Origin of the sequence: Luteimonas kalidii, assembly GCF_029887935.1 — a bacterium.
Taxonomy (GTDB): domain Bacteria; phylum Pseudomonadota; class Gammaproteobacteria; order Xanthomonadales; family Xanthomonadaceae; genus Luteimonas; species Luteimonas kalidii.
The window spans coordinates 56,982-79,682 of record NZ_JARXRO010000009.1 but is presented as its reverse complement, the minus strand read 5'-3'; the positions used below and the strand labels follow the sequence as shown (position 1 = coordinate 79,682).

At 71.1% G+C, this 22,701-nt stretch carries 23 protein-coding genes and 1 pseudogene; 6 read left to right on the top strand and 18 right to left on the bottom strand.

Annotated features, from left to right (window positions below; translation table 11 throughout):
* The first annotated feature begins 29 nt into the window (after positions 1-29).
* Positions 30-911, top strand: coding sequence for a transglutaminase family protein (locus QFW81_RS02000; RefSeq protein WP_280576889.1), 882 nt, complete (start codon positions 30-32; stop codon positions 909-911).
* Positions 912-1,127: 216 nt separating this feature from the next.
* Here QFW81_RS02000 and QFW81_RS01995 read toward each other — a convergent pair whose 3' ends face one another.
* From QFW81_RS01995 to rpsU, 17 genes and pseudogenes are all read right to left on the bottom strand, one after another.
* Positions 1,128-1,478, bottom strand: coding sequence for a DUF2200 domain-containing protein (locus tag QFW81_RS01995; protein ID WP_280576888.1), 351 nt, complete (start codon positions 1,476-1,478; stop codon positions 1,128-1,130).
* Positions 1,479-1,491: 13 nt separating this feature from the next.
* Complete coding sequence (locus tag QFW81_RS01990) at positions 1,492-1,791, bottom strand: hypothetical protein (protein WP_280576887.1); 300 nt, start codon at positions 1,789-1,791, stop codon at positions 1,492-1,494.
* Between the two features lie 30 nt (positions 1,792-1,821).
* Positions 1,822-2,371: pseudogene (locus QFW81_RS01985) on the bottom strand (DUF1993 family protein).
* A 55-nt stretch (positions 2,372-2,426) separates the two neighbouring features.
* A complete protein-coding gene (locus QFW81_RS01980; protein WP_280576886.1) occupies positions 2,427-2,642 on the bottom strand; it encodes a DUF4287 domain-containing protein in 216 nt (71 codons plus the stop codon).
* A gap of 438 nt (positions 2,643-3,080) precedes the next feature.
* Positions 3,081-3,590, bottom strand: coding sequence for an HIT family protein (locus QFW81_RS01975; protein WP_280576885.1), 510 nt, complete (start codon positions 3,588-3,590; stop codon positions 3,081-3,083).
* A 113-nt stretch (positions 3,591-3,703) separates the two neighbouring features.
* The gene (locus tag QFW81_RS01970; RefSeq protein ID WP_280576884.1) at positions 3,704-4,189 is read right to left on the bottom strand and encodes a hypothetical protein; all 486 of its coding nucleotides are present in this window, start codon (positions 4,187-4,189) and stop codon (positions 3,704-3,706) included.
* Between the two features lie 155 nt (positions 4,190-4,344).
* Complete coding sequence (locus QFW81_RS01965) at positions 4,345-6,333, bottom strand: alpha/beta fold hydrolase (RefSeq protein WP_280576883.1); 1,989 nt, start codon at positions 6,331-6,333, stop codon at positions 4,345-4,347.
* Between the two features lie 90 nt (positions 6,334-6,423).
* Entirely contained in the window at positions 6,424-6,795 is a 372-nt protein-coding gene (locus tag QFW81_RS01960; protein ID WP_280576882.1) for a hypothetical protein, read from the bottom strand.
* A gap of 157 nt (positions 6,796-6,952) precedes the next feature.
* The gene (locus QFW81_RS01955; protein ID WP_280576881.1) at positions 6,953-8,323 is read right to left on the bottom strand and encodes a hypothetical protein; all 1,371 of its coding nucleotides are present in this window, start codon (positions 8,321-8,323) and stop codon (positions 6,953-6,955) included.
* Positions 8,324-9,267: 944 nt separating this feature from the next.
* The gene (dnaG, locus tag QFW81_RS01950; protein WP_280576880.1) at positions 9,268-11,037 is read right to left on the bottom strand and encodes a DNA primase; all 1,770 of its coding nucleotides are present in this window, start codon (positions 11,035-11,037) and stop codon (positions 9,268-9,270) included.
* A 165-nt stretch (positions 11,038-11,202) separates the two neighbouring features.
* Positions 11,203-12,102, bottom strand: a complete 900-nt coding sequence (locus QFW81_RS01945; RefSeq protein WP_425603948.1) for a YihY/virulence factor BrkB family protein — start codon at positions 12,100-12,102, stop codon at positions 11,203-11,205.
* 55 nt (positions 12,103-12,157) lie between these two features.
* Positions 12,158-13,291: a serine hydrolase gene (locus QFW81_RS01940; RefSeq protein ID WP_280576879.1), complete on the bottom strand. Its 1,134-nt coding sequence runs from the start codon at positions 13,289-13,291 to the stop codon at positions 12,158-12,160.
* A complete protein-coding gene (locus QFW81_RS01935) occupies positions 13,288-14,421 on the bottom strand; it encodes a serine hydrolase (protein ID WP_280576878.1) in 1,134 nt (377 codons plus the stop codon). The genes QFW81_RS01940 and QFW81_RS01935 overlap by 4 nt, the downstream gene beginning before the upstream one ends.
* Positions 14,422-14,465: 44 nt before the next feature.
* Complete coding sequence (locus QFW81_RS01930; protein ID WP_280576877.1) at positions 14,466-15,602, bottom strand: acyltransferase family protein; 1,137 nt, start codon at positions 15,600-15,602, stop codon at positions 14,466-14,468.
* Positions 15,603-15,737: 135 nt separating this feature from the next.
* On the bottom strand, positions 15,738-16,235 hold the full coding sequence (locus tag QFW81_RS01925; protein ID WP_280576876.1) for a GNAT family N-acetyltransferase: 498 nt from the start codon (positions 16,233-16,235) through the stop codon (positions 15,738-15,740).
* Between the two features lie 125 nt (positions 16,236-16,360).
* The gene (locus tag QFW81_RS01920) at positions 16,361-16,807 is read right to left on the bottom strand and encodes a GatB/YqeY domain-containing protein (protein WP_280576875.1); all 447 of its coding nucleotides are present in this window, start codon (positions 16,805-16,807) and stop codon (positions 16,361-16,363) included.
* Between the two features lie 111 nt (positions 16,808-16,918).
* On the bottom strand, positions 16,919-17,134 hold the full coding sequence (rpsU, locus tag QFW81_RS01915) for a 30S ribosomal protein S21 (RefSeq protein WP_036170822.1): 216 nt from the start codon (positions 17,132-17,134) through the stop codon (positions 16,919-16,921).
* 143 nt (positions 17,135-17,277) lie between these two features.
* On the opposite strand from rpsU, the gene tsaD reads away from it, so the two are divergent.
* From tsaD to QFW81_RS01890, 5 genes are all read left to right on the top strand, one after another.
* Positions 17,278-18,324, top strand: coding sequence for a tRNA (adenosine(37)-N6)-threonylcarbamoyltransferase complex transferase subunit TsaD (tsaD, locus tag QFW81_RS01910; protein WP_280576874.1), 1,047 nt, complete (start codon positions 17,278-17,280; stop codon positions 18,322-18,324).
* A gap of 10 nt (positions 18,325-18,334) precedes the next feature.
* Entirely contained in the window at positions 18,335-18,691 is a 357-nt protein-coding gene (gene folB, locus QFW81_RS01905) for a dihydroneopterin aldolase (protein WP_280576873.1), read from the top strand.
* A 51-nt stretch (positions 18,692-18,742) separates the two neighbouring features.
* Positions 18,743-20,011, top strand: a complete 1,269-nt coding sequence (locus QFW81_RS01900; protein WP_280576872.1) for a mechanosensitive ion channel family protein — start codon at positions 18,743-18,745, stop codon at positions 20,009-20,011.
* A 244-nt stretch (positions 20,012-20,255) separates the two neighbouring features.
* Positions 20,256-20,759 carry a 2-amino-4-hydroxy-6-hydroxymethyldihydropteridine diphosphokinase gene (gene folK / locus QFW81_RS01895; protein ID WP_280576871.1) on the top strand — a complete coding sequence of 168 codons (504 nt, stop codon included), beginning with the start codon at positions 20,256-20,258 and terminating at the stop codon, positions 20,757-20,759.
* Between the two features lie 193 nt (positions 20,760-20,952).
* Positions 20,953-21,783, top strand: coding sequence for a DUF6159 family protein (locus QFW81_RS01890; RefSeq protein ID WP_280576870.1), 831 nt, complete (start codon positions 20,953-20,955; stop codon positions 21,781-21,783).
* A gap of 156 nt (positions 21,784-21,939) precedes the next feature.
* Here the strand turns inward: QFW81_RS01890 and QFW81_RS01885 are convergent, their stop codons facing one another.
* Positions 21,940-22,677, bottom strand: coding sequence for a pteridine reductase (locus QFW81_RS01885; RefSeq protein ID WP_280576869.1), 738 nt, complete (start codon positions 22,675-22,677; stop codon positions 21,940-21,942).
* Positions 22,678-22,701: the final 24 nt, after the last annotated feature.

The following is a 22,701-nucleotide window of genomic DNA, read 5'->3' as shown; positions in this document are numbered from 1 at the left end:
CGTGTCGCGCCCGTCTCCAGGATGTCCCGATGCGCTATGACGTCCGCCTGCGCCTGAGCTACGCCTACCAGCGCCCGGTAGGCGATGCGCGCCACCTGGTGCGGGTGCAGCCGCGCGAACTGCCCGGCATCCAGCACGTGGAGGACGTGCGTCTGCGCATCGATCCCGCGCCATCCGAACGCACCGCGTTCGCCGACTACTTCGGCAATCCCGCGCTCGCGATTTCGCTGCGCCCGCCGCACCAGGCGCTGGACGTGGAGATGCGCGCGCACGTGCGGGTCGAACGCGACGGCCAATCGTCGCTCGACCTGTCACCGGATCCCGCTGGACTGCAGGCCGAACTGTCCGGACTGCGCACGCTCGCGCCGGACGCACCCTGGCACTTCCTGCCCGCGAGCGCACGCGCGCCACTGCTCGCACGGCTGACCGACTACGCCCGCACCAGCGCCCGCAGCGGCAGCAGCGTGTATGCGCTGGTGCAGGATCTCGGCCTGCGCCTGCACGGCGACTTCGCCTACGACCCGGACGCGACCGAAGTCGACACCCCGGCCGGCGAGGCCTTCGACATGCGTGCCGGCGTGTGCCAGGACTTCAGCCACATCATGATCGCCGGGCTGCGCGGGCTCGGCATTCCCGCCGGCTACGTCAGCGGTTTCCTGCGCACGGTGCCGCCGCAGGGCCGCCCCCGGCTGGAGGGCGCCGATGCCACCCACGCCTGGGTGCGCGCGTGGTGCGGCGTGCAGATGGGCTGGCGCGAGTTCGATCCGACCAACGGCATCCCTGCCGGCGACGATCACATCACCATCGCCTACGGGCGCGACTATTCGGACGTGTCGCCGATCGCCGGCGTGCTCAAGACCACCGGCGCCCAGACCGCCACCCAGGCGGTGGACGTCCTGCCGCTGGAGTGAATGCGCGCGGCTGCGTGCATGTCTGGCCCACCACAATCGCGTAGCCCGGGTCAGCGCAGCGCACCCGGGGTGTCGTCCGCACCGACCGAATCCCGGGTGCACTGCGCCTACCCGGGCTACTGGCCGGGAGGATGTGGTGCTCATGCGCGAGTTCATGAACCGCAATCCCGGATGCGCTGCGCTTATCCGGGCTACGGGCCGGATCGTCCGACACGGCTATGCGCGCAGGATCTTCTCCATCGGCTTGCCCTTTGCCAGCTCGTCGACCAGCTTGTCGAGCATGCGGATCCGGCGCATCAGCGGATCTTCCACCGTTTCCACCCGGACCCCGCAGACCACGCCGGTGATCCGCTCGCTCGCGGGATTGAAGGCGGGCGCCTGGGCGAAGAAGCCCTCGAAGTCGGTGTCCTGCGCGATCTGCCACTTCAGTCCCGCTTCGGTGTAGCCCGTGAGCCAGCGGATCACCTGGTCCACCTCCGCCTGCGTGCGGCCCTTGCGTTGCGCCTTCTGCACGTACAGCGGATACACGCTGGAGAACTTCATCGCGAAGATGCGGTGACCGCCCATGCGTCGTGCCTCGTCAGCCCTGGTCGATGGATACGCCTTCCATGTACAGCGGCTCGTTCTCGATCAGGCTCACGTAGGCCTTCACCGGCGCGAGCGTCACGCGCAGCGCGGTCACCGCCTCCGCCGCCCCGGCCGATTCCCACCGCCACAGGTCGAAGTACGCCCCCTCGTCCTCCATCCGGTACAGCCCGCCCTCCAAGAAGCCGACGTCGGCGGCCTTGAGCGCCGCCACCGCCTTGCGGTGCGCCGCGACCAGACGCTTTTCCTGTCGCGGATCGATCTCGAACGCGATGGAACTCACGGCTTCAGGCATGGCATCACTTCCCCGATGGGTCGACGGCGATCATGCCTGCCCGCTAACGCCGCCGTCGGCCGGGGCTCGATCGGCCTGGCGCACGTGCGGCAGCAGGAAGCGCATGAAATCCGCCTTGCCCACCGGCGCGCCGAGCATGCGCAGGATCGCGTAGGCGGTGGTGATGTGAAAATACAAGTTTGGCAGCAGGTAGTCGGTCACGTACAGACGCACCGGCGTCTCGCAGTACAGGCCCGGACCGAGGCCCGTGCGCTTGGTCCCGTCGAGGCGGGTGTCGTCGGCGGCGATCGCCTTCACCAGCGTGCGCGTGGCACGGATGTGGCCGCGCCTCGTCGAGACTGCGCACGTCCGGATCGAGCAGCTGGATCGGCTCTCTCGCGCACCACAGCGCGAAGCCGCGCGGCTGGTTGCAGGCGAAGGCGACCTGTGTGCCGAGCGGGAACATGTCCGGCGCCAGCCGCTCGTCCAGCGCCGCATCGATGTCGGGCAGGTGCGCCTGTCCTACGTCGAGGATGTGGTCCAGCGTGTCCAGGCGCGAGGTGAAGATGCGCTTGAGTTCGGTGATCTCGGTGTCGGCCATGCGGATGCCTGCTGGCGGGAAAAATGCCGGGAACGGAGATGCGTCGCCCGGCAGGCTAACGCCCGGTCTGCGCCTTGCGGTAGGCCACGAGCGCGTTCGCGTGGCCGTGTCCCAGCCCGTGATCCTGCTTCAGGTAGGCGACCTGCGCCATGTGCGGGCGATCGCCCACCGTCCCCAGCAGTGCCAGCCAGTGCGATACCGGCTGACCATAGGTCTTCTCGATCGAAGGAAAGTACGAGGCCGGTCCACCGGTCTTCGCCCGCGTTGCCATGGGACGCTCCAGGTTGAGGGGTGCGTGACGGATAGGGCCGCCAGCGTCCGGGCCGTCATCGTATCCGACGAGCGGGAGGCCGCCGGATCGACGTCGCGGCGCCGGCCGCTGCCCGATCCGGCTTCCCGCGTCAGTTCGACCGCCCGCCGTGGTTCCTCCCGACGTTGGCTGGCCCGGACCGCAATGTGCGAGTGGGGAGCAGCCTCGCGTTCGGGGCGCGCTCATTCGCGATGGGGATGCCGCTGGCGTGCGTTCGTAGCGCCCTGCCAACGGCGTGCAAACGGGCCCGCGACGGCCGAAGGCTGCGCCGGCGCGTTCAGAGGCCGTGAGCGTCCCGGGACGCCGTGGCAGCCGGTCGATCGGGGCCGCCCGGGACAGGGCTGCCGGCGGGAGGCTGATCCCTGGCGTGGCCGGCTCCGGCCGGCCGGCACGTCGCGGCTACGCCGGCAGATGCGAACGGATCAGACCCGCGACTTCGGTCAGTCGCTCGACCGAGGCCTGGACGCGCTCCCGGCGCCGGGCATCCCCGCTGCGATCGTGGGTGATCCCGCGTGCGCGCCCGGCGCCATCGAACGTCGCGAGTTGCGGCGGCCCGATTCCCCAATCGCTTTCCTGCTGGCGGGGCACGACGTGGAAGTGGAAGTGCGGTGTCTCCTGTCCGCTGTAGACCCCGTTGTTCTGGAAGGTGAGGATGCCCAGCGGACGATAGGCTGTGACCAGTGCATCCGCCACCCGCCTGGCCGAGAGCATCACGGCGGCGCATTCGCTGTCGGACAGCTCCAGCAGCGTCGCCACGTGCCGGCGGGTGATGACGCAGCATTGGCCGGTTTCGAACTGCGACGGATTGATCACGGTCAGGGTGTGTTCGCCGCTCTCGATGATCTTCCATCGTTCGTCGCGAATCGCCAGGCACAGGTCGCATGGATCCCTGACGGGTAGTTCGATCATCGCCCTCTCCCGGTCGCTACCATCCCCACCGGTCCAACGCCGGCACCGTGCCTGACCGTCGGGCGTGTCGGTCCGGGCGGAACCCCGGTCCCCGGTCGAACCGCACGGCGGCGCTACCAGTCCAGGTGCCCGGTGAATCTCAGCCAGCACAGCACCGTACCCACGACCCCGGACACGGCCATTGCCGCGAACATCAGGCGGAATACCTCGCCATACGTCCACAGCCTGTGCACGGGGCCAAGCCCCTTGCTCGCTTCGGCCGTGCTGGAGGGCTCGTGCTGGACCAGCCGGAGCGTCGGGTCGGGAAACGCGCCCTCCGCATCGGATAGGGCGCGTTCGGCCCGCTTGATCAGGAAGGAGACTCGCTGATCCAGCTTCCAGAACAGGAACGCGACCAGACCGAGCGTGAGTCCGAGCCCGACGCCCAGCAGGGCGAACCGCTGCGAGCCCTGGAGTGTCGCGGCGATGCCGGCGGCCAGCGCGCCGGAGAACACGAGGAAGAAATTGAAGACCGCGATTCTCTGGTTGGCGTGCAGCTCGAAATACTTCCATGCATGCTCGCGCGATTGCGTCACGGCGGAGTCGTGGGCAGCGTTCATGGCGTCGGTCACCAGGTTTGGACCGGGCCCGGTCGGGGCCGGCTGGAACGGGATCGTCGCGTCATGCGCAAGCGCGCCGACGCCGGGTATTCACGGGGGGTCTCCGGAAGACGCATGCGACGGCATACCGGGCGCCTGACCGGTCTCCCGGACTTTCACTGCCCCAGCAGATGCTGCTGCCAGAACAGCACCGACGCCGCGCCGAAGTAGTCGCCGTTGCTCTTCTTGCGGAAGCCGTGTCCTTCGTCGTTGAACATGAGGAACCAGACCGGATTGCCGTTGGCGCGCACCGCCGCGGCGATCTGCTCGGCTTCGGTGTAGGGCACGCGCGGGTCGTTCCTGCCCTGCGCCACGAACAGGGGCGCGTCGATGCGGCGCGCGTTCTTCAGCGGCGAGATGCGGTCGAATACGGCGCGCATGGCGGGGTCGCGCTCGTCGCCGTACTCGGCCCGGCGCAGGTCGCGGCGGTATTCCTCGGTGTTGGTGAGGAAGGTGGTGAAATCCGAGATGCCGACCACGTCGATGCCCGCGCGGATGCGGTCGCTGTAGTGCATCAGCGAGGCCAGCACCATGTAGCCGCCGTAGCTGCCGCCCATCACGCCCACGCGCGAGGCGTCGAGCTCGGGCTGCTGCGCGATCCAGTCCAGCAGCGCGCCGATGTCCTTGACCGAATCCTCCCGCTTGTCGGCGTTGTCCAGCGTGAGCCAGGTCTTGCCGTAGCCGGACGAGCCGCGCACGTTGGGCACCAGCACGGCCACGCCGAGCTGGTCGAGCAGGAACTGGGTGTTGGCGTTGAACCCCGGTCGCGCCTGCGACTCCGGGCCGCCGTGGATGCTGATCACCACCGGATAGCCGCCCGCCGGTGTCGGCCGCGCGGGCAGGTAGTAGAACGCGGGGATGGTGCGCGGCGCGCCATCCACCGTATCGAAGGTGGGATAACGCACGAGCGTGGGTGCGACGAAGCCCGTGGTATCCAGGCCGCCCACTTCGCTCTTCGTCCAGCGTGCCATCGTGGCGGCACGCAGGTCGATCACGTGCACGTCGCTGGGCGAGGTGGCGGTGTTGAGCGTGACCGCCAGGCGCTGGCCGTCCGGCGAGAATTCGAGCCCGCCGATCAGCCCCACCGGCAGTTCGGGCAGCGCGACCGGCGCATGCGACGGCAGAGCGAGCACGGTGAGACGGTGGATGCCGTCCTCGTTGGTGACGTAGGCAAGGTGGCGGCCATCGCCGGACAGTTCGAACGCGTCGACATCCCACGGCACGGTGCTCAGCTGGACCGGGTCGGCGCCGGGACGGTGGTAGCGCAGGATCTGGAACTCGCTAGGGTTGCCGTCCACCGGCTCGTCGGACACGTAGTACACGCCCGTGCCGTCCGGCGCGTAGCGGAAGTCGCCGAACGCGGCGGTGCCACCGTCGACCGGGAACATGCGCAGCGTGCCGGTGTCCACGTCCACCTCGCCGGGGTGCGACTCGTTGGCGGAGACATACCTGGACACCAGCAGGCGTTCGCCGTCGGGCGAGAAGTCGAGTGCGCTCCAGGTGCCGCCCTCCTGCAGCAGCAGGCGCGACTGGCCGCTGCGCATGTCGCGCAGCCAGAGGTCGCGGTCGGTGCCGTTGCGCGCGGTGCTGCTCCAGGCCATGAGGCGGCCATCGTCGCTGAGCACGGTGCCGCCGTTCTGGTTGCGCCCGCCGTCGGTGAGCAGACGCGTCTCGCGGGTCTGCGTGTCGAACCAGTACAGCTGCGAGAACTCGTCGCCGCCGCGGTCCTTGGCAAACACGAAGCCGTCCTGCGGCGCGCCTGGCGGCGCCACGGCCACGCCGGCGACGGGCTCGGGATGGAACGTGAGCTGTTCGCGCATGCCCAGCGGCTCGCAGACGCGGTGCACCTGGCTGGTCTCGGCGAAGCGCGTGGAGACCAGCAGGCAACCCTCGGCCGTCCAGCCGTCGACCAGGGCGCTGCGGGTGTTCTGGTAGCGGTTGAGGCGCTCGATCAGGTCGGCCGGGATGTCCGGGATCTGCTCGGTGACGCGGTTGCCCTGCTCGATGCGCTCGACGGCGGCGGCCGGGCTGGTGGTGGGCGACTGCGCCAGCGCGGGCAGGGCGAGCGCCAACGCGAGGCTGGACAGCGGCAGGATCAGGCGCATCGGGCGGCTCCAGGCAACAGGGTCCCGACAGCCTAGTGCAGACGACAGCCTAGTGCAGATGTGGCCCGGATGCCGGACGCCCCGCCGCGACTACTCGCGCGGCGTCAGCACCATCAGCACCGTGGCCCCGTCGCTGCCGGTGGGCGGGACGACCATGGCCGCGGCGACGACGTGGCGGCCGTCGCTCCAGGCCTGGCGCGGATACCCACCGGTGCCGGTCGCACCGAGCCCGGGATGGGGCTCCCAGCCCGCGGTGCGCGCCTGCTGGCCGAGCTGGTCGCGCAGCGCGCTCCAGTCGCTGCCGTCGGCGACGCGATAGTAGGTCGGCGACCAGCGACCATCGCCGAGCGTGCGCAGCGCGGCATGCAGGTCGGCGAACGCGAGCGCGACGCGATCGGTGCTGGCGTCGTCGCTGGCGTAGCGCGTGGCGCCGGCGGGAGGATCGAAGGCCGGCACGCTCATGCCGGACTCCGGGGCGCAGCCGGCGGTCGCGAGCGCGGCGCAGAGCACGAGAGCGGGGACGAAACGGACATGCGCATGCATCGGCTGCGTGGACCAGGACGGGACCGGCAGCTTAACGCCCCGCGCGTGCATGACGCATCGCGGGACGCGGGCCGGCTCAGCGGTTGGCTTCGGCCACGGCGGCGAAGGCGGCGTTGTAGCTGTCGTAGCCCGGGCCGTCGTCGTTGATGGCGCCGCTGGCGTCGCGCGGGATGCCCAGCTCGTACAGCGCCTGCTTGAGTTCCTTGTCGCCCTCGGCTACGGCGCTGACGATCGAATCGATGGTCTGCGCGGTGATGCCGTTGCCCACAGACGCGATCACGCCCGCCGCGGGATTGGCCGCGCCGGCGGCGCCGAAGCCGGTACCGAAGACGTTCTTCACCATGTCGGCCTGGGCTTCGCGGTCGCTGGTGACGTTGTTGATGGCGGCGGCGGTGGCACCGGTGAAGTAGCCGAGGTTGCGCGAGACCACCGGGTCCTGGAAGGCGTCGTAGGCGTTGCCGCTGCCGTCGTTGCCCTGCTGCAGGCGGACGATGGTGTCGCGCACGCGGTCTTCCTGCCCGCTGGCGAGCAGGCCGGCGGTGTAGGACACCATCGCCTGGCCGGACGGATCGGCATTGGTGCGCAGCTGGGTCACGATGCCGTTGGGATCGCTGTCGAGCAGGGTGCCGAGCGCGTCGGACACCGCGGCGACGTCGTCGGACTGGCCCACGTAAGGCGTGAACAGCCCGCCGGCGTCCTGGATATCCTGCAGCTGGCCGGCGGCGACCTCGAACACGCGCGCCTTGGTGGCGGCATCGTCGCTGCGCGCGGCGGCGGTGACGATGTCCGCGAGCAGGCCGGGGTCGTAGTCGACCGTGGTGGCGCTGGCGCCATGGCCGCCGGACACGGTGGTCAGGCTGCCGCCTGCGGCACTCTCGAGCACCGACGAGAGCTGGGAATCGTTCAGCGCAGCCACGGCGCGGTCGAACGAGGCGGGATCGTCGGACAGGCTGGCCAGCACCTCACCCACCGCGATCGCCTGCGGATCGGCCTGGGTGGAGCTGGCATAGCCGAGGCCCGCGTCGATCTGGAGCGTGTCGCCACTGTCGGTCTGCGCGGCCATGCGCTCGACGTATTCCACCCGCACCGTGGCCGGCGCGCGCTCGGCGATGGCGCGGCCGAGTTCGGCCACGCTGCCATCGTGGCCCTCGAATGCGGCGGTCACGCGCGCCAGCTGTTCGGCGTCGAGTCCGTCGGCGAGCGAATTGAACAGCGACTGGCGCTCGCTGGCGCTCAGGTCGCCGATCGTGCCGTGGATCTCGTCGGCCCACTTGTCGAGGTCGCCGTCGCCGAGCTGGCCGATGACCTCGTTGCGTTCTTCCGGCGTGAGCGATGCGAGGACCTGGCTGTTCTCGGTCAGATCGCCATGGCTGACATCCCAGTCACGCCAGGATTCGGACAGGTTGTCCTTGATGGTGTTGACGGCATCGCCGACCGGATCCGGCATGGCACATCTCCGTGGCGGCATGCGCCGCATGATCGATGGCGCCATGATCCCCGCCACGGCAAGCGCCAGACAGCTGGGGAGGGCCCTAGGGTGAGCAGGCGGCGCTTGCGAGGCACTGCCTCGCGCCGCCTGCGAACGCCCGGCGCGCTGCGCCGGGCCGGACGTAGTTGAGTTGCGACGAACGACGCTGGCGCTTGCGAGGCACTGCCTCGCGCCGCCTGCGAACGCCCGGCGCGCTGCGCGGGACCGGATGAAATTATCTATGGCGGACGGCAAAAAGGAGAAGCGGGGGCACGGGTTCCGGCTGGGGCGACGCCGGAAGCGGAGCATGCTCCCCGGCTCGGTCAGCCGTCCCTGGCTGACTCGCCGCCGCAGGCCATCCATGGCCTGCTGTCCGCATGCCCCGCGTCCGACGCCGCCTCGGCCATTCGTTCATGCAGCTTCCCGGGCATCTCCCGCGCGAGCACGGTGTCGCGACCAGGATTGGTTGGGCGATGGATCGGGCGGCGCGACCCTGGCGAGGTCGCCACGCAGGCGCTTGAAAAAGCATCGAAGCACTCAGGGTCGGGCCGCAGCGAGCCGCGTCCTGTTGGCCGGGGATCGCGCCAAGCAAGACATGGATGTCTTGCGCCCGAGTCAGGACAGGACGTCATGACCGAGGGAAGAGCGATCCCCGGCCGGCAGGGCGCGGCGTCGGCCCGAAGCCGTTGGTCATGGGCGAAAGCGGCAGCAGACGGCCAGGTGTTGGCGTGGTCGGCGCTCCTCGTCATCCGGTGGCCATGCGAAGAAGCCGCTGGCGGAGAAAGGTGGCCACGCATCGGCGGCCGCTCGTCGAGTGCGCGGCCTCCTGCCGCGGCCCACCGCCGCGCCTGCAGCAACTCCCGCAGGCATCGAGAAAGCCCAGGGGCGCCTGGACAGGCCATGCGGCTGGCCGATGTGGCCGATCAACCCGCAGCCGACAAGGTGCGGATGGCGTCCCTGAGTTCCCGTGCGGTGGTCATGAGCGACGACATCTCGGTACGTTCTTCGAGACTGAGGCCCTGTGTCCCGAGCTGCCGCAGCTTCTCGGCCAGCTCCGCCTGGCGTTGCTCCACGACCTGCAGGTCGAGCTGCTTCACCGCGTTGAGCAGCGATGTCCGCCACACGCCTTCGTCCCCGGGCAGCGACTGGCTGGCCAGCTTCTGCAGCGCGGCGCCGTCCTCGCGACCTTCGAAATGCTCGAGCAGCGCACCGGTGGTGATCTCGGGACGGATGCTGACCAGCGCGATCAGCTCGGTCAGCAGCTCGATCCCGGGCTGGCGCAGGGCGACGAAGCGGTAGGGCGGCGGAAGGTCCAGCGCCAGCGACGGCTGCTGCAGCAGCAGCGCGATCGCGCTGCGCACCAGGCTGCGCCTGGGCGGCGCCAGCGGCTGGCTGCCGCGGCGGCGGATCGGCGCCGATGCCTCGGCGGCCGCCGGGCGCGCGCCGACGCCGGTCAGTTCGGTCAGCCGCTGCTGCATCAGGTCGCCGAAGGCCCCGTCCGGGATCTGCGCCAGCAGCGGCTTCGCGCGCTCGGCCAGCCGCGCCTTGCCGTCGAGCGTCCCCAGCGAAATCCCGTCCGACAGCGTGTCGAAGAAATACCGCGACAGCGGCGTCGCCTGCTGCAGCCGCGCATCGAAGCCCGGCGCGCCTTCGCTGCGCACGATGGTGTCGGGGTCCTCGCCCTCGGGCAGGAACAGGAAGAAGGCCTGGCGGCCGTCGCGCATCCGCGGCAGCACCGATTCGAGCGCCTTCCACGCGGCGCTGCGCCCGGCGCGATCGCCGTCGAAGCAGAAATACACGTCCGGTGCGTTGCGGAACAGCAGCTCGGCGTGGTCGGGCGTGGTCGCGGTGCCCAGCGTCGCCACGGCCTGGGTCACGCCATGTTCGAACAGCGCCACCACGTCCATGTAGCCTTCCACCACCACCAGCCGCTCGAGCTTCTGGTTCGCCTGGCGCACCTGCCACAGGCCGTACAGTTCGCGGCCCTTGTGGAACACCGCGGTCTCGGGCGAGTTGAGGTATTTCGGCGCGGCGTCCGGCTCCAGCACCCGGCCGCCGAAGGCGATCACGCGCCCGCGCCGATCGTGGATCGGGAACATCACCCGGTCGCGGAACTTGTCGTACACGTGGCCGCGGTCGTTCTTCGAGAACAGCCCTGCGCGGTCGAGCAGCTGCATGCGCCGCGGATCGGTGCCCAGCGCATCCTTGAGCGCGGAATAGCCGTCGGGCGCGTAGCCGATCGCGAACTGCGCGCGCACCGCCTCGCCCACGCTGCGGCGGTCGAGGTATCCACGCGCCTTGTCGCTGCCGGCGAGCTGGCGCTGGAAGAACGCGGCGGCCGCGTCGAGCGCCTTGAACACGTCCTGGGTGTCGGGATCGGCATTGCGCTGGCGGGTATCGCGCGGTACTTCCAGCCCGGCCTGGCGCGCGAGTTCGTCCACCGCGTCGAGGAACTCGAGCCGGTCGTAGTTCATCAGGAACGAGATCGCGGTGCCGTGCGCGCCGCAGCCGAAGCAGTGGTAGAACTGCTTGGTCGGCGAGACGGTGAACGACGGCGAGCGCTCGTCGTGGAACGGACACCGCGCCGAATATTCCTTGCCCTGGCGCTTGAGCGGCACCCGCGGGTGGATCACCTCGACGATGTCGGTGCGCGCCAGCAGCTCGTCGATGAAGGCATCGGGGATGCGGGCCATGGTCAGCGTCCCTGCGCGCGGGAGGCCGCGCCGCGCACGCACGCGGCCATCGCGCCGCCCGGGGCGGCGCCGCGGCAGCGGGCAGGTGCGTCGGGGATCCGGGACACCGCGCCATGATCGCATCCCGGCGCCTGCCGGGGCGACGCTCCCGTGGCGCGCTCCCGGCTACGCGTCGGCCGGATCCGGCCGGTCCGCGGCCCGCGCGGCGGACCGGGCCTCGCGCGCCCGCCGTGAGACCCGCTCGTCGATCAGTGCCGTGATCAGCGCGCCGGTGAAGAAGACCATGGCCGCGTAGTACATCCACACCAGCAGGATCACCAGCGTGCCCATCGACCCGTATGCGCTGCCGGGCGCGGCCTGGGCGATGTACAGCCCGATCCCCCAGCGCCCGAGCACGAACAGCAGCGAGGTGATCACTCCGCCCAGCAGCGCCTGCCGCCAGCGCACGCGGCGGTCGGGCAGGTAGTGGTACATCAGGGCGAAGGCCAGCGAATAGATTCCCAGCGCGGCCAGGTTGCCCAGCACCGGGAGCGTGGGCGAGCCGGCGAACACCACCTCCAGCGCCGTGGTCAGCGCCGCCGACACCACCAGCAGGAAGCCCAGCGCGAACACCACCCCGAACGAGAACACGCGCTTGCGCAGCCAGGCCTGCAGCCCGCCGAGGCGCCGGGCGTCGGTCAGGAACACCAGGTTGAGCGTGTTCTGCAGCCGCGCGAACACCGCGGTCGCACCGACGAACAGCAGCAGGGTGCTCCACAGGCCGGCCAGCGAACCCACGTCGGGCTGCTCCTCGGCATTGCGCAGCACCGTGGTCGCCACTTCCTGCGCGCCGCGACCGGCGAGGATGCCCAGCTGCTCCATCAGTTCGGCCTGCGCCGAGGGATAGAGCGAGGCGGTCAGCCACAGCAGCAGCACCAGCAGCGGCGCCAGCGAGAGCAGGGCGAAGAACGAGAGCGACGCGGCCTGGGTGAGCAGGTCGATCTCGATGAAGCGCTGCACCAGCTGCGCGGGCAGGGTGCGCTGCAGGCGGTCCAGGCGCGCCTGGAGCGCGGGGGAGAGTTTCATGCCGCCATCCTCGCGGTCCCGGCGTTGCCGCGGCGTCAGCACGCGGCGGCGGCCGTCAAGGCGCCGCCGGCGGACCCGGGGCCAGCACGGTCTCGCCGAGCGCACGGCCCAGGGCCTGGAAGGCCTGCTCGGCCTGCGCCAGTTCGTCGAAGCGTTCCGCGCAGGCGACCACTACGGTGGCGCCCGCGGTGCCGCGGTCGGGTTCGACGATGCCCACGTTGCACGCACGGCCGAGCTGGGTCCCGGTCTTCTGCGCGAAGTCGGTGCCCGGCGGCAGGCCGGCGGCGATCCGGCGGTCGCCGGTGGTGATCGCGCGCATGTGGCCCAGCAGCAGCGCCGTGCTCTGCGCCGACAGCAGCTCCCCGGCCACCAGACGTTCGAGCAGTCGCGCGAACGCCGGGAGCGTGGCCGCATTCGCGCCGGTGGCGTAGTAGTTCTCGAACGCATCCTGCAGCGACCCGGCCGGCAGTGCATCACGCTCCACGTCCAGCGCGCTCGCCAGCGCCTGCAGCCGTGGCTCGCCGGCCTCGGCGTTGCGCAGCGCGACGATCTGCAGGTTGTCGAGGCTCGCGACGTCCGGATGCAGCGCGCCATAGGCGTCGTAGCGCACCTGCAGGATCGTGGTCAGCGGTCCGAAGTCGCCCACCCATTCGGCCAGGCGCGCGTCGAGGTGGCCTTCGCCGAGGCGCCGGATCAGCATGTCGGTCGCGGTGCTGTCGCTGTCGCGCAGTGATTTCTCCAGCAGCGTGGCGATGCTGAAACGATTGCCGGGGGGCTGGGCCAGCATGTCGCCCGCGCCGTCGACGAAATCGCTGCGCTGCAGCTCGACCTCTTCGTCCAGCGACATGCGGCCGGCATCGACCTCTTCCAGCACGGCAATCGCCACCGGCACCTTGACCGTCGAGGACAGGTACCAGCGGCGTCCGTCGCCCCGGTCCAGCGTGCCGGCGCGATCGCCGAAGCGGGCGACGTAGACGCCGAACTCGCCCGGCATCGCGGCGTCGATCCGCTCCACGGCCGCGTCGAGCGGCGCCACCCAGGCCGGGTCCGGGGCCTGGGAACGGGCGTCGGCCTGGCGTTCGACCGGACCCGGTGGCTCGTCCCGGCAGGCGGCGAGCAGCGCCAGCAGCGCGATCGACGGCAGCGTCGCCGCCCACGGGCGCGCACGGCGCGTCGGAGTGGAATTCATGCGGGATCGGGCGGTGACACCGTCGGACGCGGCGGGGCGTCCATGAATATCCCGGACGCGGTGACGGCCGCGCCAACGTCGCGCAGCGCGCGTTCGGCCGCGGCGGTGCCGGTACCGCGCGCGCAGGCGGCGATCACCACCCGCGCCGGCGCGGCATCGGCACGGGTTGCGGGCACGGTCGCGATGCCGAGGTCGCAGATGCGCCGGTGCTGGGTGCCGGTCTTGTGCGCGAAGCGCGCCTGCGACGGCAGGCCGGCGCGCAGCCGGCGCTGTCCGGTCTGCACCCGTGCCATCAGGTCGAGCAGGGTGGTGGTTTCGCGCAGCGGCAGCGCGTGGCCGTCCGCGAGCGCGGCCAGCATGCGGCCGAAATCGACCAGGCTCGCGCTGTTGACGTGGGTGGCGTAGTAGGCCTCGAACGCGGTGTCCAGATCGTCCACGCGCAGGTCCTCCGGCGGCACCTGCAGCAGTTGCACCAGCTTGCGCACCCGCGCCTGGCCGGCGCCGCTGCGCTTGAGCGCCAGCAGGTCGGTCGAGCGCAGCGTGGCGGCGGCCGGGTGCAGTTCGCCGTAGGCCAGCCGGCGCACGTCGGCCAGGGTGGTGATGCGCACGCCGGCCGCATCGGTGAGTTCGGCAGCGACGGCATTGACCGCGTCGATGCCGACGGCGCGGATCAGCACGTCGCTGGCGGTGTTGTCGCTGTGCACGATCATCTGCTCGAGCAGCCAGGACACGCGCAACCGGCTGCCGGCGCGGAAGCCGTTGGTGGCGCCGGCGCCGTCGACGAAATCGTCCTCGCGCAGCGTGATCCGCGTGTCCAGCGCCAGCTCGCCGCGCGCGACCGCGCGCAGCACCGCGATCGCCACCGGCACCTTCACGCCCGAGGCGAGATACCACGGTTCCTCGGCGCGGTAGGAAAACGACTCGTCGCGATCGAGGTGCCGCACGTACACCCCCAGCTCGCCGGCATAGCGCGCATCGGCCGCGTCCAGCGCCCGTTCCAGCGCCGTCGTCCAGCCCGGGACCTGCAGCCGTTCCTCGTTCGTGTCCTTCGCGCGCGTGGTCGCGCCCGTGGCTCCCGGCAGGGTGCACAGCAGGGCGAGGCAGACGGCGATGGCGGACAGGCGCTGCATCGCGACAGGAGTCTGGCGTGAACACGCGCGACCCGCGCTGAACATCAGTCCGACGTCGCCCCGGCCGGCGGTTCACGCCGGCGGCGCAGGGGCCGCTTCATCGCCTGCCACAGCCAGATCCACAGGGCAGTGAGCGCCACCAGCCCCAGCGACCACCACAGCGCGCGTTCGTACGGCACCGACTGGTACAGCCCCAGGGTGTTGCGCAGCACGATGAAGATCACGCCGATGTGGACGATGAAGGCCATCAGCGCGTCGCTGCCCACCACCGCGATCGGTCGCAGCACGCGCGCCAGCAGCGTGCCGCCCGCGATGCACAGCGCCAGCAGGCACAGCGCACCGCCCACGCTGAACAGCGAGAAGTCCATGCCCGGCGGATGCTTGCCGTCGTTGCGCCCGATCGCCACCAGCGACGCATGCACGTCGTCCACCCGCAGCGCGAACCAGGCCAGCAGCGCCACCCCGGCACAGGCGACGCCGGCCGCGAGCAGCCAGCGGTGCGCGGCGGTCTGGTGGCATCGCAGCAGCAGGCCCCCGACCAGCAGGCCGACCAGCACCAGCGGCAGGCGCGAGAGCTGGCCCCAGGTGTAGTACTCGGGATGCTCGACGAAGATCGCCTGCAGCTGCGGCACGCCGCCGAACGAGGCATGCTCCAGCAGCCACCACGACACCCCGATGACCGGCCAGGGTGTCAGCCAGCGCAGCCACGCCGGCGCCTTCGCCCACAGCGGCAGCAGCCACGGAATCCACAGCAGGGCGATGGCGTAGAAGCCGAGGATCTCGACGAACGAGGGAAACTCGCGATACAGCAGCGCGTCGGTGATCTCGTCCCGGCTGCGGTCCCACAGTTCCACCACCGTCAGCACCTTGTACCAGACCAACACCACCAGCCCGCGCCGGAGCAGCCGGTTGCGCCGCCGCGGCCAGTCGGCCGCCGTGGTCTTCGGCACGAATGCCACCGCCAGCGCGATCCCGAAGACGATGAAGAACAGCGACGAGGAGAACTTGGTGATCGCGTGGACCGGCACCTGTCCCCAGTCCGGGAAGTCGCTGTAGGGCATCAGCCCGTTGGTGCCGTGGGCGACGATCATCAGGCACACCGCCATCCCGCGCGCGAGGTCGACCGCTTCGATCCGACCGCGCAGGGGACTGCCCGCGTGGGCTGCCGCCGCGTCGTTCACCGCGCCGGTTCCGCAGCGTACGGCGTGCGCCACGCGGCGCGGACGGGCGGGACAGGCATCGTGGCGGGCGCTCCTCGGGCGGAGCCTGCATTGCAGCAGCCGCGTCGTGATGGCGCGGTCAGCGCATCGCGTCGGTCAGTCGGCCTGTCCTGCCAGCCGACGCAGCGCCTCGCCGCTCACGCGCTGCACGGTCCAGCCGTCCATGCCGATGGCGCCGAGGCGGCGGTAGAAGCCGATCGCCGGCGCGTTCCAGTCCAGCACCGACCATTCGAAGCGCCCGCAGCCACGTGCAAGCGCGATGCGCGCCAGTTCTGCCATCAGCCGCCTGCCCACGCCATGGCCGCGGAAACGCGGTTGCACGAACAGGTCTTCGAGATAGAGGCCCGGCCTGGCGAGGAAGGTCGAATAGCTGTGGAAGAACAGCGCGAATCCGGCGGTGTCGCCATCGACCTCGGCGATCAGCACCTCGGCGGCGGGGCGCTCTCCGAACAGCGTCGCCTCGAGCGAAGGCGCGTCGGCCTGGCATTCGTGCCCCAGCCGCTCGTATTCGGCCAGGGCGCGGATGAGCGCCAGGATCGCGGGGACGTCGGCGCGGCGCGCAGGCCGGATCGCGACTTCTGATGTGCTGCTCATCGGCGCCATCTCCTACGGGCTGGGATATCGCGGGCCCGCGTTCGTCACGTGGGCGGGCGGCGGTGGCGGTTCCGTCGGCCGCGACACCGTCGGCCGAAGCCGCGGCCTTGGGATCGGGTGACGCGTCAGCCCGCCAGCCGCTGCTTCACCAGCGCCGAAACCTGGCCCATGTCGGCCTGGCCCGCGAGCGTCGGCTTGAGCACGCCCATCAGCCTGCCCATGTCGGCCGGGCCGGTCGCCCCGGTCTGCGCGATGGCGGCATCGATCGCGGCGCGGATCTCCGCCTCGCCGAGCTTGGCCGGCAGGTAGGCCTCGATCACCGCGATCTCGGCGCGCTCGATCGCGGCCAGGTCCTCGCGCGCGGCGGCCTCGTACTGGCTCACCGAATCCCTGCGTTGCTTGACCATCTTCTCCAGCACGGCCAGCACCGCGGCGTCGTCGAGTTCGACCCGCTCGTCCACCTCGCGCTGCTTGATCGCGGCGTTGATCAGGCGGATCACGCCCAGGCGCTCCTTCTGGCCGGACTTCATCGCGGCCTTCATGTCGTCGGTGAGCTGTTGCTTGAGGGCCATGGGCGGCTCCGTGTGTGTGGCGGGGTCAGAACGGGTGGAAAAGCGGTGGTCCAGAAGCGCAAAAAGCCGGCCACGCTCGCGCGTGCCGGCTTCTGCGCGTCGCGCAGCGGCTCAGTACAGGCGCTGGCGCTTGGTGACGTCGCGCGAGGTGCGGCGCGCCTGACGCTTCACGGCCGCGGCCGCCTTGCGCTTGCGCTCCTGGGTCGGCTTCTCGTAGAACTCGCGCTTGCGGGTCTCGGCGAGCACGCCGGCCTTTTCGCAGGTGCGCTTGAAGCGGCGCAGGGCAAACTCGAACGGCTCGTTTTCGCGGACTTTGACGCTGGGCATAGGAATCTCGGTTCTGGGATCATCCGGCGGTCGACACCGGGCTCGTGCGAAGGATCTTTCGCCAAACGCCAGGTCCCCGGACCGGGCGAGCCGCGTATGATAACTGCCTGTTTCCCGCCCATGCAAGCCGCACCGCCCGCCCCATGAAGGTCCTCGGCATCGAATCGAGCTGCGACGAGACCGGCGTGGCCGTCTACGACACGGCCCTGCCGGGCGTGGCCGGGCTGCGCGCGCACGCGGTCTACAGCCAGGTGGCCCTGCACGCTGAGTACGGCGGGGTGGTGCCGGAGCTGGCCAGCCGCGACCACGTGCGCAAGCTGCTGCCCCTGGTGCGCCAGACCTTGGCCGAGGCCGGGATGGGCGTGGGCGACCTCGACGGGGTGGCCTACACCGCCGGCCCCGGCCTGGTGGGCGCCCTGCTGGTGGGCGCCGGGGTGGCGCGCTCGCTGGCCTGGGCGCTGGACCTGCCGGCCATCGGCGTGCACCACATGGAAGGCCACCTGCTGGCGCCGCTGATGGAGGACCCGGATCCGGTCCACGGCACCCCGGAACCGCCGTTCGTGGCCCTGCTGGTCTCCGGCGGGCACACCCAGCTGGTGGCCGTGGACGGCATCGGCCGCTACCGGCTGCTGGGCGAGACCCTGGACGATGCCGCCGGCGAGGCCTTCGACAAGACCGCCAAGCTGATGGGCCTGCCCTATCCCGGCGGACCGCAGCTGGCCGCGCTGGCCGAGCAGGGCACGCCCGGCGCGTACCGCTTCTCGCGGCCGATGACCGACCGGCCCGGGCTGGACTTCAGCTTCAGCGGACTCAAGACCCAGGTGCTGCTGGCCTGGCAGCAGTCCGACCGTTCGCCGCAGACGAAGGCCGACATCGCCCGCGGGTTCGAGGACGCGGTGGTGGAGACGCTCGCGATCAAGTGCGGGCGCGCGCTGGACGCGGCCGGGTGCGACGTGATCGTGGTGTCCGGTGGCGTCGGCGCCAACCGGCGGCTGCGCGCGCGCCTGCAGGAGATGGCGGCCGCGCGCGGCGGCCGCGCCTGTTTCCCGCGTCCGTCGCTGTGCACCGACAACGGCGCCATGATCGCCTTCGCCGGCGCGCTGCGGCTGCAGGCCGGCCAGCACGACGACGCGGCGGTGCACGTCACGCCGCGCTGGGACATGGCGTCGCTGCCGCCGGTCGCGGCATAGGACCCGGCACATGGACAGGGTGTTCATCGAAGGCCTCGAGATCGACGCGCTGATCGGCATCTACGACTGGGAGCGGCGGATCCGGCAGACACTGGTGTTCGACCTGGAAATGGGCTTCGACAACCGCGTACCCGCGGCCAGCGACGACATCGCCGACACGCTCAACTACAAGGCGGTGAGCAAGCGCCTGATCGCATACGTGTCGCAGTCGGAGTTCGGCCTGGTGGAAACCCTGGCCGAGCGCTGCGCGGAGATCGTGCTGTCCGAGTTCGCGGTCTCGCACGTGCGCCTGAAGCTGAGCAAGCCCGGTGCGGTGCGCGGAGCGAAGGCGGTGGGCGTGATCGTGGAACGCGCGCGCGCCGGGTGACGGCATTGCCCGCCGGACGGGCGCACACGCGGCGTTTGTTACGATGGCGCCATGCAATTCGATGATCGGTGGCTCGCGTGGACCGCCCGCGTGCCGTACGGCGAGACCCTGGTGGGCCTGCTGGCCCTGGTGGTCCTCGCACTCCTGGCGAGCTGGCTGACCCACCGCGTGCTGCTGCGGGTGGTGCGACGCCTGGTGCGTGCCTCGCCGATGTCGTGGGACGATGCCCTGATGGCGCGCGGCGTGCTCACGCGCCTCGCCCACGTGGTGCCGGCGCTGGTGCTGTCGGCCGGGATCGGCCTGGTGCCCGACCTGCCGCCGATGGTGGTCGCGGTAGTGCGCAACGTCGCCAACGCGTACATGGTGCTCACGGTCGCGCTGTCGCTGGGCAACCTGTTCAACGCGATCGGCGATCTGTACGCGCACGACGTGGCACGCGCGCAGGCGCGCCCCATCAAGGGCTACCTGCAGGTGGCCAAGCTGCTGGTGTTCCTGCTGGCCGGCGTACTGGTGGTCGCCACCCTGATCGACCGCTCGCCGCTGATCCTGCTCTCCGGCCTGGGCGCGATGACGGCGGTGCTGCTGCTGGTGTTCAAGGACACCATCCTGTCGCTGGTGGCGAGCGTGCAGCTGTCGGGCAACGACATGCTGCGCGTGGGCGACTGGATCGAGATGCCGTCGCTGGGCGCCGACGGCGACGTGATCGACATCGCGCTGAACACGGTCAAGGTCCAGAACTGGGACAAGACCATCACCACCATCCCGACCTATCGCCTGATCAGCGAGTCGTTCAAAAACTGGCGCGGGATGAGCGAAGCCGGCGGGCGCCGGATCAAGCGCGCGCTGCTGATCGACCAGGCCTCGGTCCGGTTCCTGGAGAAGGACGAGCGCGATGCGCTGCGCCGGGTGGCGCTGATCGACGACTACCTCGACACCAAGCGCGCCGAACTCGAAGCCTGGAACGCGCGGCTGGAGGAGGCCGGCAAGGATCCGGTCAACGCACGCCGGGTGACCAACCTCGGTACGTTCCGCGCCTATGCGCTGGCCTACCTGCACGCCCATGAAGGCATCCGCGACGACATGACCCTGCTGGTGCGCCAGCTCGATCCGGGTCCGACCGGGCTGCCGCTGGAGATCTACTGCTTCACCGCGACCACGGCCTGGGCGGAATACGAAGGCATCCAGTCCGACATCTTCGACCACCTGCTGGCGATCCTGCCGCAGTTCGGACTCAAGATCTTCCAGAGCCGCAGCGACGCGCCACTGGACGTGCGCCTGCACCGGGCCGACGCCGACCCGTCGGACGTCACCGCCGGTTGAGCGACGGGCCCCTGGCATGGCGCGGTTGCACGAGCGGCATCCGCGCATCGCGTGACCGCCGGGTCGCCGCTGCATGGCGAGCCCGGACGCGACTCCGGTCCGCGGCCACCGTGGCCGCGATCGCGTCGATGGCGACGGACATGCGCCAGCTCCGCGCCCGCCGCTCCGTCCCGGGTCGAGGCATCCGCACGCGCTCCCAACCGCGCCTCGATGCGCGATCATGGACGCCCGTCCGGAGCGCCCCATGCCCACCGCCCATCTCAGCCTTGGCAGCAACCTCGATCCGGAGCACCACCTGCGCGCGGCGATCGCGGCGCTGCGCGCGCGTTTCGGCGAGGTGCGGGTCTCGTGCGTGTACCGGTTCCCCGCGGTGGGCTACGACGGCCCCGACTTCCTCAACGCCGCCGCCTCGCTCGACACCGACCTCCCGCCCGAGGCGCTCAACGCCTGGCTGCACGCGCTGGAGGATGCCCACGGCCGCGACCGCAGCGGCCCGCGCTACAGCGACCGCACGCTCGACATCGACATCGTGCTCTACGACACCCTGGTCGCCGAGGGCGCGGGCCACCTGCGCCTGCCGCGCGACGAACTGCGCCACGCCTTCGTGCTCAAGCCGCTGGCCGAGATCGCGCCCGATGCGGCGCATCCGCTCGCGGGACGCACGGTGGCCGAGCTGTGGCGCGCGCATCCCGACCACGACCGTCCGTTCGAGGCGGTGGCGCTGGAGCCGGTCGCCACCACCGGCTGAGCCAGGCCGGCCCGGCCGTGGTCCGCAGGGCGCCTGCAGACCGACGCGGCCGAAGCGGGCGGTGGCGGCGTATCGCGGCGCGCGTCCGCGGCGGTCACATCCGGCGCGCCGCCACGGTCGTGGACATGACATCCGTCAATTGCGGGCGCCGGTGCGCCGCGGCACGATGGCGGGCATCCACGGAGGCGACACCATGTTCGACAAGTTCTCGCGCAGTTGGGACCTGGTCAAGGCCAGCGCTTCGGTGCTGCGCTCGGACAAGGAACTGATGCTGTTTCCGGTGATCTCGGGCGCGGTCACCCTGGTGGTGCTGGCGACGTTCCTGCTGCCCGCGTTCGCGCTGCGGATCTTCGCCGACGGCTTCGGCCTGGGCGGCGTGGTGTTCGGCTTCCTGTTCTACTTCGTGCAGTACAGCATCATGATCTTCTTCAACTGCGCGCTGGTGGGCGCGGCGATGATCCGCCTCGACGGCGGCGACCCGACCCTGGCCGACGGCTTCAACGCCGCCAAGGCGCGGATCCCCGCGATCCTGGGCTACGCGGCGATCGCCGCGACCGTGGGCGTGCTGCTGCAGGGGCTGAAGCAGAAGGACAACTTCCTGGTGCGGCTGATGGGCAGCGTGCTCGGCGCCGCGTGGACGCTGGCGACCTTCCTGGTGGTGCCGGTGCTGGTCTCGCGCGACATCGGCCCGATCGATGCGCTCAAGCAGAGCGTGTCCCTGCTCAAGCGCACCTGGGGCGAGAACGCGGTCGGCCAGGTCGGCATCGGCGCGGCGTTCGGCCTGATCACCGGCGCGGTGGCGATCGTCGGCTTCGGGCTTGCGGTGCTCGCCGCGCAGGCCTCGTTCGCGCTGACCATCGTGGTGGGCGCGCTGGCGCTGCTGGCGGTGCTGCTGGTGGGCGTGTACCAGGCCGCGCTGAGCGGGATCTACTCGGCCGCCCTGTACCGCTACGCGGTGTCGCACGAGACGCCCGACGCGTTCCGCGGCGCTGACCTGGAACACGCCTTCCTGCCGAAGGCGTAGGCACGCCGGGAGCGTCGGCTCCGTCCGGCGCCGCGGCGTACTACCGATCGCTGCGCGCCACGCCAGTTGGCGTGCGTCGATCGGCATCTGCACGACATCGCTCGACGGGACGGTCGGCTGCTGACGCCGGTGGCGGGCTGCGGCGGTGGTCCCTCGCTACAGCGGCGTCCTTCCGCCGTCCACGGCCACCGTCGAACCGGTGGTGTAGGTCGCATCGCGCAGCAGCCACAGCGCGGTGGTGGCGATCTCGTCCACCGCGCCGGTGCGGCCGAGCGCGGTGCTGGCGAGGATCCGGGCCTGCAGCGCCTCGTCGCCGGCCTCCTCCGGCCACAGGATCGCGCCCGGCGCCAGCGCGTTGACCCGCACCTCGGGGGCGAGTGCCGCCGCCAGCGCGCGCGTCATCGCCTCCAGCGCGCCCTTGCTGGTGGCGTAGGCGGACAGGTCCGCGCGCGGCTGGCGCGCGTAGACGTCGCTGAGGTTGAGGATCGCGCCGCGCGCGGCGGCCAGGTGGGGCGCCGCCGCCTGCGACAGGAAGAACGGTGCGCGCAGGTTGGCGTCCATCAGGGTGGCCCACTGCGCCGGGGTCACCGTGCCGATCGGCGTGGGGAAGAACGCGGCGGCGTTGTTCACCAGTGCGTCGAGCCGGCCGAAGCGGCCGACCGCCTGCGCCACCAGCTCGGGCAGGCGGTCGAACTCCGCCAGGTCCGCCTGCAGCACCAGGCTGCTGCCCGCGCGCGTGGCCTCGAACGTGGCGGCCAGTGCGTCGGCCTCGACGCGCGATCCGCGGCAGTGCACGACCACCGCATAGCCGGCCGCGTGCAGCTGCCGCGCGATCGCGGCGCCAAGCCGGCGTGCGGCGCCGGTGACCAGCGCAACGGGGATCGGTTCGGGCATGGGTGGCTCCGGATTGCCGGTATC

Excerpts from the sequence above, each read along its gene's own strand:
- QFW81_RS02000 (WP_280576889.1), top strand. The coding sequence starts at position 30 with ATGCGCTATGACGTCCGCCTGCGCCTGAGCTACGCCTACCAGCGCCCG.
- QFW81_RS01995 (WP_280576888.1), bottom strand. The coding sequence starts at position 1,478 with ATGGGCGGTCACCGCATCTTCGCGATGAAGTTCTCCAGCGTGTATCCG.
- QFW81_RS01990 (WP_280576887.1), bottom strand. The coding sequence starts at position 1,791 with ATGCCTGAAGCCGTGAGTTCCATCGCGTTCGAGATCGATCCGCGACAG.
- QFW81_RS01980 (WP_280576886.1), bottom strand. The coding sequence starts at position 2,642 with ATGGCAACGCGGGCGAAGACCGGTGGACCGGCCTCGTACTTTCCTTCG.
- QFW81_RS01975 (WP_280576885.1), bottom strand. The coding sequence starts at position 3,590 with ATGATCGAACTACCCGTCAGGGATCCATGCGACCTGTGCCTGGCGATT.
- QFW81_RS01970 (WP_280576884.1), bottom strand. The coding sequence starts at position 4,189 with ATGAACGCTGCCCACGACTCCGCCGTGACGCAATCGCGCGAGCATGCA.
- QFW81_RS01965 (WP_280576883.1), bottom strand. The coding sequence starts at position 6,333 with ATGCGCCTGATCCTGCCGCTGTCCAGCCTCGCGTTGGCGCTCGCCCTG.
- QFW81_RS01960 (WP_280576882.1), bottom strand. The coding sequence starts at position 6,795 with ATGAGCGTGCCGGCCTTCGATCCTCCCGCCGGCGCCACGCGCTACGCC.
- QFW81_RS01955 (WP_280576881.1), bottom strand. The coding sequence starts at position 8,323 with ATGCCGGATCCGGTCGGCGATGCCGTCAACACCATCAAGGACAACCTG.
- dnaG (WP_280576880.1), bottom strand. The coding sequence starts at position 11,037 with ATGGCCCGCATCCCCGATGCCTTCATCGACGAGCTGCTGGCGCGCACC.
- QFW81_RS01945 (WP_425603948.1), bottom strand. The coding sequence starts at position 12,102 with ATGAAACTCTCCCCCGCGCTCCAGGCGCGCCTGGACCGCCTGCAGCGC.
- QFW81_RS01940 (WP_280576879.1), bottom strand. The coding sequence starts at position 13,291 with ATGAATTCCACTCCGACGCGCCGTGCGCGCCCGTGGGCGGCGACGCTG.
- QFW81_RS01935 (WP_280576878.1), bottom strand. The coding sequence starts at position 14,421 with ATGCAGCGCCTGTCCGCCATCGCCGTCTGCCTCGCCCTGCTGTGCACC.
- QFW81_RS01925 (WP_280576876.1), bottom strand. The coding sequence starts at position 16,235 with ATGAGCAGCACATCAGAAGTCGCGATCCGGCCTGCGCGCCGCGCCGAC.
- QFW81_RS01920 (WP_280576875.1), bottom strand. The coding sequence starts at position 16,807 with ATGGCCCTCAAGCAACAGCTCACCGACGACATGAAGGCCGCGATGAAG.
- rpsU (WP_036170822.1), bottom strand. The coding sequence starts at position 17,134 with ATGCCCAGCGTCAAAGTCCGCGAAAACGAGCCGTTCGAGTTTGCCCTG.
- tsaD (WP_280576874.1), top strand. The coding sequence starts at position 17,278 with ATGAAGGTCCTCGGCATCGAATCGAGCTGCGACGAGACCGGCGTGGCC.
- folB (WP_280576873.1), top strand. The coding sequence starts at position 18,335 with ATGGACAGGGTGTTCATCGAAGGCCTCGAGATCGACGCGCTGATCGGC.
- QFW81_RS01900 (WP_280576872.1), top strand. The coding sequence starts at position 18,743 with ATGCAATTCGATGATCGGTGGCTCGCGTGGACCGCCCGCGTGCCGTAC.
- folK (WP_280576871.1), top strand. The coding sequence starts at position 20,256 with ATGCCCACCGCCCATCTCAGCCTTGGCAGCAACCTCGATCCGGAGCAC.
- QFW81_RS01890 (WP_280576870.1), top strand. The coding sequence starts at position 20,953 with ATGTTCGACAAGTTCTCGCGCAGTTGGGACCTGGTCAAGGCCAGCGCT.
- QFW81_RS01885 (WP_280576869.1), bottom strand. The coding sequence starts at position 22,677 with ATGCCCGAACCGATCCCCGTTGCGCTGGTCACCGGCGCCGCACGCCGG.